The 20,418-nt window shown below is 67.0% G+C and carries 14 protein-coding genes; 6 read left to right on the forward strand and 8 right to left on the reverse strand.

The window, feature by feature from the left end:
- The first annotated feature begins 149 nt into the window (after positions 1-149).
- Positions 150-719, forward strand: a complete 570-nt coding sequence (locus H7U20_RS15605) for an NADPH-dependent FMN reductase (RefSeq protein ID WP_199760069.1) — start codon at positions 150-152, stop codon at positions 717-719.
- 15 nt (positions 720-734) lie between these two features.
- On the opposite strand, the gene H7U20_RS15610 is transcribed toward H7U20_RS15605, so the two are convergent.
- Positions 735-1,553, reverse strand: a complete 819-nt coding sequence (locus tag H7U20_RS15610) for a hypothetical protein (protein ID WP_199760070.1) — start codon at positions 1,551-1,553, stop codon at positions 735-737.
- Between the two features lie 187 nt (positions 1,554-1,740).
- Here H7U20_RS15610 and H7U20_RS15615 point away from each other — a divergent pair, with 187 nt between their 5' ends.
- From H7U20_RS15615 to H7U20_RS15625, 3 genes are all read left to right on the forward strand, one after another.
- Entirely contained in the window at positions 1,741-3,426 is a 1,686-nt protein-coding gene (locus tag H7U20_RS15615; RefSeq protein ID WP_199760071.1) for a M14 family zinc carboxypeptidase, read from the forward strand.
- A 208-nt stretch (positions 3,427-3,634) separates the two neighbouring features.
- Complete coding sequence (locus tag H7U20_RS15620; protein ID WP_199760072.1) at positions 3,635-5,797, forward strand: FUSC family protein; 2,163 nt, start codon at positions 3,635-3,637, stop codon at positions 5,795-5,797.
- A gap of 85 nt (positions 5,798-5,882) precedes the next feature.
- Positions 5,883-6,803: an EamA family transporter gene (locus tag H7U20_RS15625; RefSeq protein ID WP_199760073.1), complete on the forward strand. Its 921-nt coding sequence runs from the start codon at positions 5,883-5,885 to the stop codon at positions 6,801-6,803.
- Positions 6,804-6,896: 93 nt separating this feature from the next.
- Here H7U20_RS15625 and H7U20_RS15630 read toward each other — a convergent pair whose 3' ends face one another.
- Positions 6,897-8,474 (reverse strand): diguanylate cyclase, encoded by a 1,578-nt coding sequence (locus H7U20_RS15630; RefSeq protein WP_233410787.1) that lies wholly within the window; start codon positions 8,472-8,474, stop codon positions 6,897-6,899.
- 262 nt (positions 8,475-8,736) lie between these two features.
- Here H7U20_RS15630 and H7U20_RS15635 point away from each other — a divergent pair, with 262 nt between their 5' ends.
- Entirely contained in the window at positions 8,737-8,994 is a 258-nt protein-coding gene (locus H7U20_RS15635; RefSeq protein ID WP_199760075.1) for a hypothetical protein, read from the forward strand.
- Between the two features lie 278 nt (positions 8,995-9,272).
- Here the strand turns inward: H7U20_RS15635 and H7U20_RS15640 are convergent, their stop codons facing one another.
- The gene (locus H7U20_RS15640; RefSeq protein WP_199760076.1) at positions 9,273-10,742 is read right to left on the reverse strand and encodes an APC family permease; all 1,470 of its coding nucleotides are present in this window, start codon (positions 10,740-10,742) and stop codon (positions 9,273-9,275) included.
- Between the two features lie 254 nt (positions 10,743-10,996).
- A complete protein-coding gene (locus H7U20_RS15645; RefSeq protein ID WP_199760077.1) occupies positions 10,997-11,572 on the reverse strand; it encodes a YceI family protein in 576 nt (191 codons plus the stop codon).
- Between the two features lie 199 nt (positions 11,573-11,771).
- Between H7U20_RS15645 and H7U20_RS30785 the strand changes: the two genes are divergently transcribed.
- On the forward strand, positions 11,772-12,353 hold the full coding sequence (locus tag H7U20_RS30785; RefSeq protein WP_199760078.1) for a glycine zipper 2TM domain-containing protein: 582 nt from the start codon (positions 11,772-11,774) through the stop codon (positions 12,351-12,353).
- A gap of 170 nt (positions 12,354-12,523) precedes the next feature.
- Here the strand turns inward: H7U20_RS30785 and H7U20_RS15655 are convergent, their stop codons facing one another.
- From H7U20_RS15655 to astB, 4 genes are all read right to left on the reverse strand, one after another.
- Positions 12,524-13,033, reverse strand: a complete 510-nt coding sequence (locus H7U20_RS15655) for a DUF1993 domain-containing protein (RefSeq protein ID WP_199760079.1) — start codon at positions 13,031-13,033, stop codon at positions 12,524-12,526.
- Between the two features lie 77 nt (positions 13,034-13,110).
- On the reverse strand, positions 13,111-14,124 hold the full coding sequence (locus H7U20_RS15660; protein ID WP_370593158.1) for a succinylglutamate desuccinylase: 1,014 nt from the start codon (positions 14,122-14,124) through the stop codon (positions 13,111-13,113).
- Positions 14,125-14,146: 22 nt separating this feature from the next.
- Positions 14,147-18,862, reverse strand: a complete 4,716-nt coding sequence (locus H7U20_RS15665) for an NAD-glutamate dehydrogenase domain-containing protein (protein ID WP_199760081.1) — start codon at positions 18,860-18,862, stop codon at positions 14,147-14,149.
- 202 nt (positions 18,863-19,064) lie between these two features.
- On the reverse strand, positions 19,065-20,405 hold the full coding sequence (gene astB / locus H7U20_RS15670; protein ID WP_199760082.1) for an N-succinylarginine dihydrolase: 1,341 nt from the start codon (positions 20,403-20,405) through the stop codon (positions 19,065-19,067).
- Positions 20,406-20,418 lie beyond the last annotated feature (13 nt).

Raw genomic sequence — 20,418 nt, forward strand, 5'->3', positions numbered from 1 at the left:
GCCGGGTCCGACCCCAGATTGACGCCGCTGGGTTTTGCCGGCGTCGCCTCAATCCCTGAAGCACCAAAAAACAGCAGCACCGGCGCGCGGCGAAATGCGCTACATTAAAAGAAGTGCAAGCCCGATCAACCGTTTTGAAGGGAACAAAAATGTCCGTGAAAAAAATCGCCGTGCTGGTCGGCAGTCTGCGCAAGGATTCGCTCAACCGCAAAGTGGCCCACGCGCTGATCGCGCTGGCGCCGCCGTCGCTGAGCTTCGAGTTCGTCGAGATCGGCGGGCTGCCCCTGTACAACCAGGATCTGGAAGAGAACGGCGCCACCGCGCCGGCCGCCTGGAGCGCCTTCCGCCAACAGGTCGCCGCCTGCGACGGCCTGCTGTTCTTCACGCCGGAATACAACCGCTCGGTGCCGGCGGCGCTGAAGAACGCCCTCGACGTCGGCTCGCGCCCGTATGGCGCCAGTGTGTGGGGCGGCAAGCCGGGCGCCATCGTCAGCGTCTCGCCGGGCGCGGTCGGCGGCTTCGGCGCCAACCACCACCTGCGCCAGTCGATGGTCTTCCTCGACGTGCCGCTGCTGCAACAACCGGAAGCCTACATCGGCGGCGCCCCCAAGCTGTTCGACGCCGACGGCAAGCTGGCCGACGAGTCGACCGGCCAGTTCCTGCAAAAGATCGCCACGGCCTTCGCCGCCTGGGTCGAGACCAACGCCAGGAAGGCCTGAGCGGCGCCCGCTACGCTAGCGTTTTTGCGGCGTGAAGGCGTAGCGGGCGCCGGCCAGCAGTTTCAGGCTGGCGCCGCCGCTGTCGTCCTGCAAGGTTGCCAGGATGGGCGCGTCGTCGGCCTGCAGCAGGGCCAGTTGGGCGCCGGGGAAGCGCTGCGGCAGTTCGGCCACGTCCTCGGGGGTCATCGCCTCGCCGCTCAGGTAGATGCGGTAGAACGCCCGGCCGCTGGAAAAGTCCAGCATGAAGCCGCTGCGCAGATCGGCCGTGCGGCGGCCCGGCAGCGCCGTCAAGCGCAGCGCCACCTTGCCCTTGCGCAGTTCCAAGGCCTGCCACAGCGGCAGCCCCCGCACCCCGGCGACACCGGCCTGGCGCAGCCGCGCGGCGGCGGCCTCCGCCGCGACGACGTCGGCCCGGCCGGCGCCGCCGCCGCTGCCGCCGCCGCTACCGCCGCCGCTACCACCCCCTCTGCCGGCGCCGCTTGCGCTGCCAGCACGCCGCGCCACGCCGTCCAGCCAATCCAGCTGGGCCTGCTCGACCTGGGGCAGCACGATCAGGTCGATGCCGTCGGTGGGGGTGGCCGGCATGGCGGCGGGGAATTTAACGTTGCCGGCCAGAACGGTCATGCCGAGGAAGCGGATCAAGGCCGTGCCGTCCGGCTGCACCACCACGGTGCCGGGGCCGGCCGGCGCCACCGTCACGGCCGCCAGCAGGCGCACGGCGGCCGCCGCCGCCACATGGCGCTGCGCCCCGCCGGCCAGTTCGAGCAATACAGCCATCAGCAACAGCGCACCCATCAGCAGCAGCACGACCGCCGCGCTCCAATGCTTGTACATGATCGCCTCCCGCCCCAACACGCTTGAGGCTCCATCAATAGCAGCGATACGGCCGCCTTCGTTTGAGCCAGCGCAAGCGCCCGGCGGGCGCTCAAAAATCGGGCACGGATGTTACAATTCCTCCCCGGCAGCGTGCTTATCCGGTGCGCGTTTCCACCCCATTCATCCCTCTGAGATCCAGACCGCCATGCATGACATGCTCACGCCTTACGAAAAAGGCAATCACAACCAGACCACCCTGTGGAGCGAGTGCATCGCCTTCTACCAGGCGCTAGCCAAACGCTACCCGACGATCCTGAAATTCGAGCAAATCGGCGTCTCCGACGGCGGCATTGCGGTGCACGCCGGCGTGGTCAGCGCCGACGGCGTGTTCGACCGCGAGCAGATCAAGGCCGCCGGCCGCCCGGTCTTCTTCAACAACAACGGCATCCACCCCGGCGAGCCCGAGGGCATCGACGCCTGCATGGCCATGGTCCGCGACCTGTGCGTCGACCCGGCGCGCCTGGCCGCCCTGGGCAAGACGGTGCTGCTGTTCGTGCCGGTCTACAACGTCGACGGCAGCCTGAACCGTGCCAACACCTCGCGCGTCAACCAGGACGGCCCGGAGCAGTTCGGCTTCCGCGGCAACAGCCGCCACCTCGACCTGAACCGCGACTTCGTCAAGTGCGACACGCTCAACGCCAAGTTGTTCAACCAGCTCGTCACCAGCTGGGACCCGGACGTGATGGTCGACACGCATACCTCCAACGGCGCCGACTACCCGTACACCATGACGCTGATCCACACCCAGGCCGACAAGCTGGGCGACGGCCTCGGCCCCTTCCTGCGCCACACCATGCTGCCGCATATCTTCGCGCAGATGGAAGCGAAGGGCTGGCCGACCTGCCCCTACGTCAACCCGATCAAGGACAGCCCGGACGACGGCATCGCCGAGTTCCTCGAAGTGCCGCGCTTCTCGACCGGCTTCGCCGCCCTGCACCACGTCATCGGCTTCATGCCCGAGACCCACATGCTGAAGCCCTTCGCCGACCGCTACGAGTCGATGCGCGCGCTGCTCGACGTGACGCTGGCCTTCACCGTCGCCAACGGCGCGCAGATCCGCCAGCTGCGCGCCGACGCCAAGGAACAAGCCAAGACCAAGCGCCACTGGCCGGTCAGCTGGAAGATGGACGAAGCCAATCCGAGCACCTTCCGCTTCAAGGGCTACGCCGCCAAGCGCAGCGCCAGCCTGCTGGGCGACTACCAGCGCCTGTCCTACGACCGCAGCCAGCCGTGGGAACGCGACATCCCCTACTTCAGCAACTTCGTCGCCGACGCCGTGGTGCGCACGCCGAAAGCCTACGTGGTGCCGCAAGCCTGGCGCGAAGCGATCGAACGCCTGCAATGGAACGGCGTCGAGATGAGCCGCATCGCCGAGGCCACCACGGTGGACGCGCAGTACTACCACATCGCCGCCGTCGGCTCGCGCCCGCAGGCCTACGAGGGCCACATGTTCCACGACACGGTGGAGCTGGAGGCGCGCCAGGGCAGTTTCGTGCTGCAGCCGGGCGACTTCTACATCCCGCTGAACCAGGCCAACGCCCGCTACGCCGTCGAGACGCTGGAGCCGCAGGGCCACGACAGCTTCTTCCGCTGGGGCTTCTTCAACAGCGTGCTGGAGAAAAAGGAAGCCTTCTCCGACTACGTCTTCGAAGACCTGGCGCTGGAAATGCTCGAAAGCGAACCCGAACTGAAGGCCAAGTTCGAACAATGGAAGAGCGCCAACCCGGCGCTGCTGGCCGACCAGGAGCAGGTGCTCGGCTTCATCTTCGAACACGGCAAGCGCCACGCCGAACCGGAATGGCGCCGCTATCCGGTGTTGTCGGTGTTCTGACCCGACGCCACTCCCCAGCCGGGCCGGCGGGTGCCAACCCGTCCGGCCCATGCCCGGCACAACAATAACAAGCACTCCCACCAGCGCGACGGCGATCCCGCCGCGCTGGTTTTCGTGCGGCGCCCCACCCATGCGCGCCGCGAGTAAGTCACAAGTAATTCCAGCATTCTGAGCATTCTGGTTTTCCGCTGCCCACAAGGTCACAGCCATGCATTACGCACTCAACCTGCGCACGTTTTTCTATAGCCATTACTTCTACCTCGGCCTGCGCTTCGCCGCCGGCCTGGTCGGCGTCACGCTGATCACCCTGCAGTTCGCCGACATGACGACCGCCATGACGGTGTGCATCGGCGCCCTGTGCACCGCGCTGATGGACATGCCCAGCCCGCTGCGCCACAAGTTCAACGAAATGTCCGCCTCGGTGCTGCTGTGCAGCGCCGTCACCCTGCTCATCAGCCTGTGCGCGCCGGTCCACTGGCTGCTGATGACGATGCTGGTGCTGGTCAGCTTCATGGCCTGCATGATGGTCGTCTACGGCAAGAAGTCGATGCCGCTGCAACTGGCCACGCTGTTCATCATGACCATGTCGATGGAACACGAGATGAGCATGCGCCAGTCCTTCGTCCACACCGGCCTGTTCACCCTCGGCGCGCTGGCCTACCTGGCCTACTCGATGGCGGTGTCGTGGATACTGCGCCACCGCATCAAGCAGCAGGTGCTGGCCGAGGCGCTGTTCGAGCTGGCCGCCTACATCGACATCAAGGCCGACTTCTACGACACCCGCTACAACCTCACCGAGCAGTTCAACAAGCTGGTGCGCCAGCAGAGCGTGCTGGCCGACCGCCAGCAGGCCTCGCGCGACCTGATCCTGCGCAGCCACCAGAACAGCCAGGACGCCATCGTCGTCCAGGTCCACGTCTGCATGCTCGACCTGTACGAGTTGATCCTGTCGACCCACACCGACTACGCCGAGCTGCGCCTGCACCTGGCCGACTCGCCCATCCTCAAGACGCTGCACGACATCGCCTACAAGGCGGCGCGCGACATCGAGTCGGTGGCCTACGCGGTGACCCGCAAGCGCGTCTCCTACGCCGCCATCAGCTACGCGCCGGAGCTCGACGCCATCGAGGCGGAGCTGCTCCAGCTGCAGGCCCGGGTCGACGCCGGCAAGCCGGCGCAGGAGGCGCTGGCGGTGCTGCGCGCCCAACGCAACAAGATCCGCGCCATCGCCCAGATGATCGGCGAGCTGCACCAGGCCAGCCAGAAGGCCTACGCCAGCACGCCGTTCTGGAACGACGCCGACATGGCGCCCTTCCTGTCGCAGCAGAAGTACGAGTTCAAGATGATCCTGTCGCACCTGCGGCTGGACTCGCCGATCTTGCGCTTCTCGCTGCGCGTGGCGATGGCCATCTCGGTCGGCCTGCTGGTCGCCGCCCAGCTGCCCTACGCCGCGCACAGCTACTGGATCGTGCTGACCATCGTCATCATCCTCAAGCCCAGCTTCAGCATGACCAAACAGCGCCGCAGCGACCGCATCGTCGGCACCGTCATCGGCTGCGTGGTCACCGCCGTCATCATCAAGTACCTGAACTATCCGGCCGCCATCCTCGGCATCCTTATCCTCTCGACGGTGGCCACGCCGACCTTCATCTACCTGCGCTACCGCTACGCCGCCATCGCCGTCAGCATCATGATCCTGCTGCAGATGCACCTGATCGCGCCGGGCAACGGCAACCTGATCGTCGAACGGCTGACCGACACCTTCATCGGCGCCGCCGTCGCCACCGCCTTCAGCTTCGTGCTGGCCAACTGGGAGTACCAAAGCCTGCCGCGTTTGATCCGCGAGGTGTTGGGCGTCAACCTGCGCTACATGCAGGCCAGCTTCGATCTGTTGCAGGGCAAGGGCAAGGACGATTTCGCCTACCGCATCGAGCGCAAGCGCCTGATGGACAGCCTGGCGGCGCTCAGCTCCGCGCTGGTGCGCATGCTCGACGAACCCGGCCGCAAGCAGCGCGCGGTGGAGGACATCAACCTCTTCATCGTGCAGAACTACCTGCTGGTGGCGCACGTGGCGGCGCTGCGCTCGATCCTGCGGCGCCATGCGAAGGAACTGCCGGTGGACGCCGTCAACGCCATGCTGGAGCACAGCCACGACCGGGTCTGCCGCAGTCTGGCGCACGCGCTGCAGCAGCACGGCCAGACGATGGCGCCGCCGCACGGCGGCATCGATAGCGCGGCGGCGGCGCCAACGCCGCAGGTGCCGTGGAGCGGCTGGCCGCTGGTGCAGCGCCGCATCCGCCTGCTGCAGGCCGACGCCGACAAGATCATCATCCACAGCCAGGCCATCGTGCGCGACGTCGCGCCGGCCTGAACGCGATCCGGCAAGGCGGCCGCCGCGACAGGCTTGCCACGATGTCACCCTAGACCTGGGCGCGCGCTTCGTGCCATGATTTGGGATGAATAGAGAAAACTCGCCGTTGTCCGGCCGCGACCTGGTCGCGGCCCTGTGTGTCGTCCTGATCTGGGGCACCAATTTCATCGCCATGAAGTTCGGCCTGCGCGAGCTGACGCCGTTCCAGCTGGGCGCCGGCCGCTACCTGTTCGCCGTGCTGCCGCTGCTGCTGTTTGTGCGGCCGCCCAAGCTGGCGTGGAAGTGGATACTGCTGTACGGCTGCACCCAGGGCGTCGGCCAGTTCGGCCTGTTGTTCCTGTCGCTGAAGGTCGGCATGTCCGCCTCGCTGGCCTCGGTGATTTTGCAGACGCAGGTGTTCTTCACCGCCTTCCTCGGCTTCACGCTGCTGGGCGAACGCGCCAGCCGTCCGCTGCAAATCGGTTTGATCCTGGCGGCGCTGGGACTGGCCTGCTTCGGCATGAACTATCTGGCGCCCGGCCACAGCCAGGTGACCACGCCGGCCGGCTTCGCGCTGTGCCTGGCCGCCGCCGCCATGTGGGCCGCCTCGAACATCGTCGTGCGCCGCGCCCAGCAGTCCACCCCGCAGTTCGAGGTGGTGCCCTTCATGGTGTGGAGCAGCCTGGTGCCGATCCTGCCCTTCATCGGCCTGTCGCTGGCCTTCGACGCGCCGGCCACGCGCTGGCAATGGACGCACGTCTCCTTCACCGCACTGGCCTCGCTGGCCTATCTGGGCTGGATGGCGACCATCCTCGGCTACGCCATGTGGACCGGCCTGCTCAAACGCCACGCCGTCAACCGCGTCGCGCCGTTCAGCCTGGGCGTGCCGGTGGTCGGCATCAGCTCCGGCATGCTGGTGCTGGGCGACGTGATCGGCGCCTGGCAGTGGGGCGGCATCGCCTTCATCGTCGCGGCGCTGCTCAGCGTGATGTTCGGCGCGCGCTGGGCCGCCGCGCTGCGGCGCTGAACAACGACGAAACCCAGGGACACATGCTAGGGTCAGACCCCCGGGGGGTCTGACCCTGGCCCTACGCCGTTGGGTGGTTTGGGCGCCACCACCTCACGCGAAGCAGACCCGGTTGCGCCCCGTCTCCTTGGCGCGGTACAGCAGCGCGTCGGCCTTTTGCAGCATGGCCTCGGCGGTGCCGGCGGCGATATCGGCGCAGACGCCCATGCTCATCGTCACCTTCAACTCGGGATGCACCTCGTGCCACGGATGGCCCTCGATCAGCTCGCGCAGCTTGTCGCACAAGGCGGCGGCCTGTGGCAACGCCGTCTCCGGCAGCGCGATGACGAACTCCTCGCCGCCGTAGCGCGCCACCAGATCGCTCAAGCGCATATGTCCGCGCAGGATCTCGCCCACCTTGCGCAGCACCGCGTCGCCGGTGGCGTGCGAAAACTGATCGTTGATGCGCTTGAAGAAGTCGATATCGCCGATCACCAGGCTTAACGGCCGCTGGTGGCGCACCGCCTGGTTGAACAAGGTGATGGCCTGCTCGTCGAAGTGGCGCCGGTTGTACAAGGCGGTGAGGGCATCGCGCACACTCAGCTCGCGCAGCTGTTCGGCCTGTTCCAATATCGTCTGGTGCGAGGCATGCAGCTCGGCGTGGCTGTGCGCCAGCTGCTCGCTCATCTCGTTGAAAGCGGTGGCCAGCGCGGCCACCTCGTCCCTGCCCTGCACCGGCACGCGCTGCAGCAGCGAGCCGCCGTGCATGGCGCGCACGGCGTCGGTCAGGCGGGTCAGGGTGCGGCTCAGGCCCCGGCTCAGCAACACGCCCAGCAGCAGCGCCAACACGGTCGCCGCCGCCGCGCCGGCCAACAGGGCCTCGCGCACGGCGTTCAAATACTGCTGCTCCTGCTTGCTCGGCGTGAGCACGCCCTCCGACGAAATGTACAGCGCGGTGCGGCCGTCGACCACGACGGCACGGGCGCCCTCGCGCGCCGCCGCCGGCAAAGGCTCGCCCGGCCGGTAGATGCCGGCGCCCAGCACCACCTTATAGTCCTGGTCGGCGACGACGAAGTGGAAAGGCGGCGCGGCGCCACGGCCGTTGTCGGGCCGCCGCTGGTCCCGCGCGGCCGCGCGCTCGCCCTCCGGCGGGCCGCGCCTTGCCCCGTCGGGCGGACCGCCTCGTTCACCGTCCGCTGGATCACGCCGTTCGCCACCCGGTGGGCCCGGCCGTTCGCCATCCGCTGGACCGGGCCGTTCGTCATCCGGCGGCCCACGCCGTTCTTGGTCCGCTGGGCCGCGCCGTTCGCCGTCCGGCGGAGCGGGGCGCATGTCCTGTGGCCGGGCGGCAGGCTCGTCGCCGTCGCGGCGCGCCGGCGGCGGCATCGGCCGGCCATCGGCGCCTATGCTGCGTCCCAGCCCGGCCGGCAGGGGCGCGACCGAAGCGCTGGCCACCCGGCCGGCGCTGTCGCCATCGAGCTCGATGCTGCGTTGCATGAAGCGGTCGAAGGACTCGGCCTCGATGGCCGCCTGCCAACCGCCGTAGCGGCCGACATAGGCGCTCATATACTTGTAAAAATGCTCAGCCGCTTGCTGGCGCCGGATCAAATCGACCTTGCTGGTGACGCCCACATAGGCCAGGCCGCCGACCATCGCGGCCGCCGCCAGGCCCGTCGACAGCAAAGCCAACATAAATTTGATCCTCAGGGACATCTATTTCTCCGCTTAATTTTGTTGCCGTCAAGACAGGCATGATAGCCGATCAAACGACCCCTTTTCATAGGAGAAATTGCTCTGTGGCACATCCGACACATTGCCCTGCGGAATTAGTTCTGCGCAAATGTTTTGCAGTGTTATGTGTTTTATGTATGGCATCCATCACAAATTGAAAGTAGGCTTATGATGAAAAGCCCCCTATACTGCACTGCAACATACAGACAAACAGGAGCTTCAAATGAGCACAGCAAACAACACCTTCGACTACAACGACTTCGCCCATGGCGGTTACGTGAGCAATGTCCTGAGCGCGGCACGCAGCCTGCTGGCAGCATTGTTCGCGGTAAACCCACGCGCAGCGGCCGCTGACGAGGCGCTTGTTTCGCAGCGCAACAAGGACTCCACCTGCACCTATCTGTCGCGCATGGCCGACGACTACGAACACATCGCACCGAACCTGTCGGCCGAGCTGCGCTTCATGGCTTCGCGGGGTTGATCATGCTGGAGATCCTGCAAAACCTGCCAGCCGCCATCGCCGCCACCGGCCTCATCGTCCGCCTGTATCTCGGCGCCAAAACGGAGCAATAATCATGATGAACGACATGTTGAAAGTACTGGTCCAACTGCCCGCCCTGATGGCGGCCACCGGTCTGACCTTCCTGGTGCTGCGCCTGTACGTCGGCGGCAAGCTGAACCAGGACTAAGCCTTTCCGCGGAAAGCAAAAAGACCCGGCGCGCGAGCGACCGGGTCTTTTTTCATGGCGCCGCCGAAACTCAGGCCGGCTTGTTCAGACGCGAGTTGCGCATGCCGTACAGGAAGTAGGTGAGCACGGCCGCCGCCATCCAGATGAAGAAGATGCGGAAGGTGGTGCTCGACAAATCGCGCATGATGTACAGGCAGGCGAAGATGCTCAGGCCCGGCACCACATAGGGGCCGAACGGCACGCGGAAGCCCTTGATGCCCTTGCCGTTTTCCTTCTTGCGCATCACCGGCACGGCCAGCGAGACGACGATGAAGGCGGTCAGGGTGCCCATGCTGACCATGTCCCACAGGAAGGTCGCGTCGACGAAGCCGGCCACCAGGCCCACCACCAGGCAGACGATGACGGTGTTGCTGACCGGCGCGGCGGTGCGCGGGTTGACGGTCTGGAAGGACTTGGAGATCAAGCCGTCGCGCGAGATCGCGTACAGGATGCGGGTCTGGCCGTAGATGGTCACCAGGGTCACGCTGAACACCGAGATGACGGCGCCGGCCGACAGGATCAGCGCCGGCCAGGTCTTGCCGGTGACGTTCTGCAGGATCACGGCGAGGCCGGCCTCCTGGCCCTCGAACTTGGCGGCCGGCTGGGCGCCCAGCGCCGCCACGGCCACCAGCAGATAGAACACGGTGACGATGACCAGCGCCGCCAAAATGCCGATCGGCACGTTGCGTTTCGGATTGCGCACTTCGTCGCCGGCGGTGGCCACCGTGTCGAGGCCGATGAAGGAGAAGAACACCGTGCCGGCGGCGGCCGTCACGCCGGACATGCCGGCGAAGCCCTTGCTGTTGTCGGTGTTGAAGAAGGGAACGAAGTTGTTCGCGTCGAAGCCGGAGAAGGCGATGACGACGAAGAAGATCAGGATCGCCAGCTTGATCATCACCATGATGGCGTTGGTGGTGGCCGATTCCTTGGTGCCGCGCAGCAGCATGAAGCAGCACAGGCAGACCAGCAGGATGGGCGGCAGGTTGATATGGCCGGGATGGAACTCCATCCCCTTCAGCCCCGAGACGATCATCGGCGACCTGAGCATTTCCGGGATGTGCACGCCGAAGGCGTTGCCGAGGAAGTTGTTCAGATAGGACGACCAGCCGATCGCCGTGGCGCTGGCCGCCAAGCCGTATTCGAGCAGCAGGCAGGCCGCCATGATGAAGGCGAGGAACTCGCCCACCGTCGCGTAGGCGAAGGAATAGGACGAGCCGGAGGCGGGTATGCGGAACGACAACTCGGCGTAGCACAGCGCGGTCAGGCCGGCGGTGATGGCGGCCATCAGGAAGGACAGGATCACCGAGGGGCCGGCCTTGGGCACGGCCTCGACCATCGTGAAGAAAATACCGGTGCCGATGGTGGCGCCGACGCCGATCATGGTCAGGGGAAACAGGCCGATGGAGCGGTGCAGCCCGCCGCCGGTGGGTTCGGCGACGGCTTCGGCTGTGGTATTGACCGGCTTGGTACGGGTCAATTTCTGGACCAGCGTTTGGTTCACAGGCATTCCTTCAATTCAGTTGCTGAGGCGGCAGGGATCAAGTCGCCCGCGAAAAGTTCGGGGTCAAAAAAACTAAGCGATTATAGGGCTTTGTCGCGTTTCCCCATAAAGTAATTTTGTACAAAAATAGCAACGGATTTGCGGTGCCGGAAATGTTGACAAAGCAGGCCGGCACTGCTCTTCCGGCCCACCGCTATCAAGATGACAAGAGCCGTCCGGCGCCACGCCAGGCGGGCGAAACCGGCCCCTATCGTTTACTCGGTTTTCAGGGCCTCGACCTGGATGCGCAGGGTGACGTCCATCTTGAAGCCGTAGTCCTTGCCGGCGCTGAGGCCGAACTGGTCGCGCTGGATCACCGCCAGCGCGTCGGCGCCGCACAGCTCGCGCTTGAGCATCGGGTGGGGAACGCACTTGAAGGAGTTGATCTTCAGGTTCACCGGCTTGCTCACGCCGTGCAAGGTCAGCTCGCCCATGGCCTCGGTCGGCGCGCCGTTGACGAAGCCGGTCAGCTTGCCGCGATAGCTGGTCTTCGGATATTTGGCCAGGTCGAAGAGATCCGGCCCCTGCGCCCATTTGTTCAGCGCGTCCTGGCCGAAGTCGATGCTGGCCAGGTCGATCTTGATGTCGACCATGCCGTAGCCGGACTCCTTGTCCAGCGTGACGCTGCCGCTGCTCCGGTTGATCTTGCCGCGCCAGACCGAGATGCCCATGTGGTCGGCCTCGAAGCTGGGGAAGGTGTGGTCGGGATCAATGGTGTAGGTGGCCGGCGCCGCGTGCAGCGCGCCGCTGGCGCACAGGCCGGCCAGGGACAACAACAGTGATTTTTTCATCGTGGACTCCTCGTGGTTTTTATTTGCGGACACTGCGAACGAGGCGCCAGTGTAGCCTGCCGCCGTGGCGCGATCAAACCATGTTTTCAAGTGCGCGCTTACACCTGCTTACTTTTGATACAGCACACGGTATAGCTTGTCCGACAAGGCGCCGTTAATCTAGCGCCATGCAGTAGCCACCACCTTCAGGAGCATAAAAATGGAAAAGATCAGAACCGTATCGCGCATTCATCCACTGATCGCCGGCGCAGCGATCTCCGTCACCGTGCTGTCCCTGGTGGGCACGGCGGCCATCGCCGGCTGGCTGCCGACGTCGAAGGGCGCCATCGGCCCCAACGGCGCGGCGGGCGGCACGCCGACATCGGAATTCGCTCCGGTCGAGGTGGCCGGCAAGGGCCAGGTGCCGCCGCAGGGCGCCGCGCTGGCGCCGCAGGGCAGCACGGTGGCGCAGCAGGCGCCGATGGCCGAACCGGCGCATGCCGCGACCCACGCGCAGGCCCAGCACAAGGCGCCGCGTCCGCACCGCAGCACGCAGGTGGCGCAGGCCTCGCAGGCCGACTATGAGCGACCACGCCAGCAAGCGCCGCAGCCGGCACCCCAGCCGCAGCAACCCAACTACGTCGGCATTGGCGCCGGCGCGGTGCTCGGTGGCCTGCTGGGCAACCAGGTCGGCAGCGGCCGTGGCCGCACGCTGGCCACCGTGGCCGGCGCCATCGGCGGCGGCATGCTGGGCAACGAGGTGCAGAAGCGCCAGCAGGAGCCGCGGCAACCGGAACGCTGAAACTGGGTGCCGCCCGCCAATCAGCCGCCGGGCAGTTTGCCGGCGGCTTTTTTGCGATGTGAAGGGGCAGCTGCGGTGAGAAAACCCAGCGGCAACAGCCGGGGTCAGACCCTGCGGGTCTGACCCCAGGGTTACGCCGCTGGGGTTTGCCGGCGCCGACGGTCGGCTATTTAACCGAAGGGACCGAGGTAGTCGCGCTTGCCCACGGCCACACCTTGGTTGCGCAGGATGTCATAGGCGGTGACGATGTGGAAGTAGAAGTTGGGCAGCGCGAAGCTGAGCAAATAATCGGCGCCGTTGAACTCGGCCTGGAAGGCGCCGAAGCTCAGCTTGACCTCGCGCGTGGCGCCCTGCTCCAAATCGGCCGACGTGACGCTGTTCAAATAGGCGATGGTGGCGGCGATGCGCTGCTCCAGTTGCTGGAAGCTGGTCTCGTCGTCGGCGAACTTGGGCGCGGCCACACCGCTGAGGCGTTCAATGGCCAGCTTGGAGGCGTCGCTGGCGCGCTGCACCTGGGCCGACAGCGGCATCATGTCGTCGGCCAGGCACGCGCCGAGCAGGGTCTCCGGCACGATGCCGTGTTCTTCAGCGTGGGCCTGGGCCTTTTCCAGCAAGGTATGCAGCACGCCGAGGGCGCGCAGGAAGGCGGGAACGGACGCCTGGTACATCGATAGCGACATGGCTGGCCTTTCGGTGGCGGGACGGCGCGGCGCCGTCCCGATGAATCAACGACGAATCAACAATGAACAAGCGTGAATCAGGAAACGCGGACCACCATCAGGCCGGCGCGCAAACCGATCCGCACGTCCGGATTGGGGAAGACCACCAATTCCTCGGCGTGCTGCACGGTGTAAACCTTATCGCCGTCGCGGGCGATTTCGGCGCCCTGCGGCAGCGCGGTGAAGTTCTGCGTCTCGCGGCCGAAGGCCATGCGGAAGTCGTCGCTCAGCTTGATGATCTGCTGCGCCGTGTTGAACACGTGCGCTTGCTGCTTCGCCTCGGGCGCGGCCACGCCGCGCAGCAGCGCGTCGAGCGCCGCCGAGGCCTCGGCGAACTGGCCGATGTCGTTCTGGCCCAGCGTGCCGACGCGGCCCAACTCGACCGTGCTGCCGGCGGCGGCGTGGTGCTCCGACGAATAGTAGCTGTAGGTGCCGGCCGACGCCGGATTCATGATGATCGCGCCGATGCCGGCCCGGCCCAGCCAGTCGATCAGGCCACGGCGGGCGCCATCCTCGATCAGCTCGGGCACGATGGCGAAGGTCGGGTAGACCGACGGCCGGATCGCCGTGTGCAGGTCGAGGTGCCAGCGTTGCGGCCCGGCGCCGGCGAAGAAGGCGGCGGTGGCCGCCATCATCACGTCGGCGCGCGCCGCCTCGGCGGTGCCGGCCAGGCCGCCCCGTTCGAGGCGGAACATGCGGTTCAAGTCGGCGTCGATGAAGCGCTTGCCGGCGCGGATGGCGCCGATGTTGCCGACGCAAAGCATCAAGTCGACCTGCAACTGGCCGGCCTGGTGCGACAGCGCGTCCAACAAATACGCCACCACTTCGATCGGTCCCGTCTCGTCACCGTGCACGCCGACCGACACCAGCACGCTGGCGCGCTGCTGCGCGCCCTCGGCTTGCGTCAACTTGATGCTCAGGATGCCGTCGGCCGGCTGCGTCACCGCGAAGCCGGCCGCCGTGAAGCGCGCCGCGACCGCGCCGAAATCGGCTTCGGCCAGGGCGCGCACCGCCTCCGGCAGCGCTTGCGCGGCGCCGGGTGCGTTTACCACTGTATCGCTCTTCTGCATCCGCTTATGCCGTCACAGAAGAGGTGATCGCCTCGGACAGCGCCCAGACGTCGAGCATGGCCTGCTCCAGGTCGCCGGCGACCGGGTAGCCGGACAGGCCCAGCGTGTTGGTCACCACCTCGACCGCCTCGACCGAATCGTGCCCGTCGGTGGCGCGTTGCAGCACCTGGCCCAGCAAACGCTGCTGGGTGCGGCGCAAGGCATGCTGGGCGTAGCTGCGCAGCTGTTCCTGCGACTTGCTGTGGGCCGGCAGTTTCAGGCCGCGTTCCAGCGTGTCGATGCCGACCTGGCCGCGCAGCGCCAGACCAAGCTGCAGGAAGGCCGGCAGGTCCATGTCGGCCGGACGGCTGACCGACAGCGCGGCGAAGACGAAGGCCGCCACCGCTTCGATCGCGTCGACCGCCTGCCAGGCCTGCACGAAGGCCGGGCGCAGCGACGCCGTGGCGTCGGCATCCGCCTCGGCGTCGGCCGGGGTCAGCTGTTGCAGCAGTTCCGGTTTCTTGAACAGGCGGGTCAACTCTTGCAGGCCGCCGGCGGCGCGCAGCTGCTCGGCGGGCACCGACAGCACGCCCTCGATGACGGCTTTCTGCAGACCACGGGTGCGGCCGTCGACCTTGATCGAGACGGCGCGCGGCACGTTCAACGCGTCGGCGTCGAGCGCCTCGAAGATGGGCGCCAGGTTCAGCGCCGACCAGGCTTGGCCCCAAGCCAAAATCACTTCCGACTCGTCGACGCCGTGTTCGGCCGCCAGGTCGCGCAGCATCAGCGGACCGCAACGGTTGATCACTTCATTGGCCAACACGGTGGCCAGGATGGCGTTGGCCAGCGGGTGGGCCAGCGCGCTGCGGGTGGCCACCAGCAGGTCCGGGAAGTACGGCTTGAGCACCGACTCGGCCCAGCTGGCGTCGGTCAGCGGCAGCGCCGACAGGATGCGCTTGTAGCGGTTCTTCACGTTGGCGATCACCACCGCCAGTTCCGGCGTGGTCAGGCAACGGTTGTCGGCCTTGCGGCGCGCCAGTTCGGCCACCGTCGGCAGCTGCTCCAGTTCGCGCGACAGGGCGCCCTCCTCTTCCAGGCTGGCGATCAGGGCGGCGTAACCGTCCTGCACCGAAGCCTCGGACTGGGCTTGCGCCTCGCGCACCAGCAGATGGGTTTGCAGCGTGTTGTCGCGCAGGACCAGACGCTCGATGTCGGCGGTCATTTCGTTCAGCACGCGATTGCGCTCGGTCTCGCTCAGCTGGCCGGCGTTCATTTCCACGTCCAGCCACATCTTCGCGTTGACTTCATGGTCGGAGCAATCCACGCCGGCCGAGTTGTCGATCGCATCGGTGAAGATGCGGCCGCCCGCCAGCGCGAACTCGATGCGGCCCGACTGGGTCGCGCCCAGGTTGCCGCCCTCGGCGACGACCTTGCAACGCAGCTGGCTGCCGTCGACGCGGATGTTGTCGTTGGCGCGGTCCTTGACTTGCGCGTGGCTCTCGGTCGAGGCCTTGATGTAGGTGCCGATGCCGCCGTTGTAGAACAGGTCGACCGGCGCCAGCAGGATGCGGTGCATCAGCTCTTCCGGCGCCAGCGCGGTTTCCTCGATGTCGAGCGCGGCGCGGATCTGCGGCGACAGCTCGATGCTGCGGGCGTTACGCGGGAACACGCCGCCGCCGGCCGAGATCAGCTCCTTGTTGTAGTCTTCCCACGAGGAGCGCGGCAGCGCGAACATGCGCTCGCGCTCGGCGAAGGAGACGGCGACGTCCGGTGTCGGGTCAAGGAAGATGTGGCGGTGGTCGAAGGCGGCCAGCACCTTGAGTTGACGCGACAGCAGCACGCCGTTGCCGAACACGTCGCCCGACATGTCGCCCACGCCGACCATGCTGATCGGGGTGGTGTTCATGTCGTGGTCGAGTTCATAGAAGTGGCGCTTGACCGCTTCGAACGCACCCTTGGCGGTGATGCCCATTTTCTTGTGGTCGTAGCCGTTCGAACCGCCCGAGGCGAAGGCGTCGCCCAGCCAGAAGCCGCGCTTGACGGCGATGCCGTTGGCGATGTCGGAGAAGGTCGCGGTGCCCTTGTCGGCCGCCACCACCAGATACGGATCGCCGCCGTCGTAGCAGACGGTGTCGGCCGGCGCGACGATGTTACCCAGCACGCGGTTGTCGGTCACCTCCAGCAGGCTGGCGATGAACAGGCGGTAGACCGCTTCGCCCTCGGCGGCGATGGTCTCGCGCACGGCGTCCTTCGGCATCTGCTTGCAGACGAAACCGCCCTTGGCGCCGGCCGGCACGATGACGGCGTTCTTCACCATCTGCGCCTTGACCAGGCCGAGCACCTCGGTGCGGTAGTCTTCCATGCGGTCGGACCAGCGCAGGCCGCCACGGGCGACCGGGCCGCCGCGCAGGTGCAAGCCCTCGAAGCGGCGCGAGAAGACGAAGATCTCGCGGAACGGACGCGGCTCCGGCACCAGCGCCAGATTGCTGGTGTCGAACTTGAAGATGATCTTGTCGCCCTGCTGGGCGTTCTGGAAGTAGTTGGTGCGCAGCGTGGCCAGCATCAGGTCGGCCACGGCGCCAAGAATCTCCTCGCTGTCGGCGTGGTTGATCGCCGCCAGGTTGGCCTTGATGGCGACCAGGCTGTCGCGCGCGGCGACGCGCTGGGCTTCGCTCAGCGTCGGGTCGAAGCGTTGCAGGAAGGCGTCGACCAGCTGCTTGACCACCACCGGCTGCTTGCGCAGGCTCTCGGCGATATAGCGCACCGAGAAGCGGCTGCCGGTCTGGCGCCAGTAGCTCATGTAGGCGCGCACCAGTTGGATCTCGCGCATGCTCAGGCCACCTTCGATGACCAGGCCGTTCAGGCGGCCGTCCTCGGCCTCGTCGTTGAACAGCGCGGCGAACAATTCCTGCGCCACGGCGACCACGTTGGGCAGCGCCAGTTTGGCGGCGCTGGCGGTGTCCACCGCCAGGCTGGTGACGACGTGGCGTTTGCCGTCCAGCGCGGTGATGCTGTAGGCCTGTTCGCGGTCGATGGCGACGCCGGCGTTGTGCAGCGCCGGCAGGATGGTCGACAGCGACGGCGCGCGGTCGACCGAGTACAGGCGAATGGTGGTGGCTTCGCCGGCCGTCTCCACGCGCACGGCGACGCGGCCGGCGTCGGTGTTGCGCAGGATCGAACCGAGGTCGTGGAAGGCCACGGCCGGCGCGGTGGCGGCGACATAGTCGGCCGGCAGCTGGGCGCCGAGCTTGCGCAGGCTGGCGCGCATCGGCATGTCGAAGACGGCGTCGGCCAGGGTGGCGAAGTTGTCGAGCCAGCCGTCCAGCACCGACAGCAGCGGACGTTGGATGTCGGTTTCCAGGTCTAGCGGATAGCGTGCGGCGTGGGCGATCAGGTACAGGCGGGCCAGCGGACCGTCGGCCACCAGGGTTTGCGAACTGACGTGGGTGGCGCCGGAGCTGGCCTGCAGGGCCTTGGCCAGGGCCGCCGCCACGCTGGCGCTGTAACGCTCGCGCGGCAGGTAGACCAGCACGTTGAGGTGGCGGGCGTAGACGTCGCGGCGGGCGAACACCTTGGTGCGCGGCTGCTTGTACAGCGAGACCACGGCGCCGCAGACTTCGGCCAGCCATTCCGGCTCGGCCTCCAGCGCTTCGGTGCGCGGCAGCGATTCGAGGATTTCGATGAACTTCTCGGCGCGGAAGCCTTCCTGGCGCACGCCGGCGATGCTCAGCACCTTGGCGATGCGGCCACGGGCGAACGGCAGGCGGCCCAGCGGCGTGGCGGTGGCGGCGCGGGTGAACAGGCCGACGAAGCAGTGCTCGCCGAGGATGGCGCCCTTGGCGTCGGTGTCGCGCACGCCGATGAAGTCGAGCTGCTGGTCGCGGTGCAGCGTGCCCTCGACGTCGGCCTTGACGATGGACAGCGAGTGGTCGCGCTTGGACAGGGTGTCGAAGTCGCCCGGGATGTTGGCCAGGCAGGTGCCGTAGACCGGGTGCGAGGTGTCCTGCAGCACGCCGATGCGGCTAGGGATGTCGCGTTCCAGCTCGCGCACGCCCGGTTTGACCTGATAGTAGGCGTAGCCGAAGGGCTCGAAGCCCTCGCTGCGCGCCCAGTCGAGGAAGGCGGCCACTTCCTGGCCTTCGGCGCCGCCGGCCGCCGCGGCGGCCGCGCCAACGCTGGCGAAGTGGGCGGTCATGGCGGCGTGGTCGCGGCGCACCACGGCGGCGTCGCGCGCGACCATTTCCAGCTTGGCGACCAGGGCCGCCAGTTCGGTTTCCTGCAGGTCTTCCGCCAACAGGCAGAGCACCCACGATTCGAGCTTGTCGCCGGCCTGGCCGACCGCGACGGCGCTGCCGTCGTCGGCGCGGCGCACGGCCAGCACGGAATTGAGCACCCCATTGACCGCCACGCGCTGCTTGCGCATGGCCATCACGATCGAATCGACCAGGTAGGGCATATCGTCATTCAGAATCAACAGGGCCGTGGCCATGCCGCCGCGACCATCCGCGTAACGCAGCTTGGCGATCTGGCAGCCGGCGCCAGTGCGGCGCGCCGCCTGGCTGAAGCCTTGCCACAGGACCGGCGCCAGGCTGTCGGGCGCGATGCCGGCCAGGTCGTCTTCGTCCAGGGAACCGAGCCAGGCGCTGATCAGCGCCGCCACCTGGCCGCTGTCGGCGGCGGGTTTGCTGGCGTTGACCAGATCGAGCGTTTGGGTGCGCAGATCGTGTGGCATTTGTTTCATCGTGAATTCTCCAATACGTTGTGTGTATTCCGTCCGCACCGCCTCGCTTATGGCTGGGCGGCGTCGACTCGATAAAAAGGCAGGGGTTGGCCCGGCCCAGTTAAATTCTAAGCCCCCATTTGGGGACGATGCGTGATTTTACAATTCGTGCGTGTTCTTGCGCGTTCCTTCCGCGCTTGCCGGCGCTTACCCGCGCCGGCGCTTACAAAGCGTACAAACCGGGCAGGCCGAGGATGCGGCTCAACTCTTCGAGCGCGGCGTGCACTTCCAGCGCCAGCGCCGGATCGGCCAGGTCCTGCGGCTCCAGGCGGTCGCGGTAGTGCTTCTCGACCCAGGCCACCAGCGTATGGTACAGCGCCTCGGTCATCACCACGCCCTGGTGCATGGCGGCCGCCTCGGCGTCGTTCAGCGCCACGCGCAGACGCAGACAGGCCGGTCCGCCGCCGTTGCGCATGCTTTGCCGCAGGTCGAAATGAATCAGCTCGTCGACCGCGCCGCCGCTGGCCACCAGGCCTTGCAGGTAGTTGGCCACGGCGGCGTTCTCCTGGCATTCCTGCGGGATCACCAGGGCCATCTTGCCGTCCGCCTTGGACAGCAACTGGCTGTTGAACAAATAGCTGGCGACGGCGTCGGCCACCGCCACCTGTTTGGTGTCGACACGGATCGCTTCCAGCTCGGCGCCAACGCCGGCCATGGCGCCGCGCAGCCGGGCCAGGCCGCGCGCCTCGTCGGCGAAGGCCTGCTCGTGGTAGAACAGCACGTTGCCGTTGCCGACCGCGATGACGTCGTTGTGGAACACGCCTTGGTCGATCACCTCGGGATTCTGCTGGATGTAGACGGTGCGCTCGTCGGCCAGGCCGTGCAGGCGGGCCACGGCCTGCGACGCCTCCAGCGTCTGGCGCGCCGGGTAGCGCTTCGGCGCCGGCGCCGATGCGTCGAACTCGACGCGGCCGTAGACGAACATCTCGACGGCGGCGGCGCCGTGGCTGGCGCACAGGCGGGTGTGGTTGGCGGCGCCCTCGTCGCCGAAGGCCGGCGTGCCGGGCAGCGCGTCATGCACGGCGAAATGGCGCTCGTCGCCGAAGATGGCGCGCAGGCTGCGCGCCGACTGGCTATGCTCGAAGGCGCGGTGCAGCTTGTTGTTCAGATTGGCCGGTGTGAAATGGCTGCGGCCGTCGCCACTGTCGGCCGACGGACTGACGGTGGCGGCGTTGGCGGTCCACATCGGCGAGGCCGACCAGGCGCAGGCCAGGATCACCGGCGAGGCCTTCCAGGCCTGCGCCAGCACGTCGGCGTCGCTGCCGCTGAAACCGACGCTGCGCAACAGACGGAAATTCGGCCGGTCCTGCGGCGGCAGCAGGGCCTGGGCGAAGCCGCGCGCGGCCAGCGCGCGCATCTTGGCCAGGCCCTGCAGGGCCGCCAGTTTCGGATTCGAGGCGCTCTTGACGTTGCTGAACGAGGCGACGTTGCCGAACGAGAGGCCGGCGTAGTTGTGCGAGGGGCCAACCAGGCCGTCGAAGTTGAATTCGCGTGCGTTGCGCATGGTGCGGTTTTCC

It is taken from the genome of Rugamonas violacea (assembly GCF_016461825.1).
Taxonomy (GTDB): Bacteria; Pseudomonadota; Gammaproteobacteria; order Burkholderiales; family Burkholderiaceae_D; genus Rugamonas.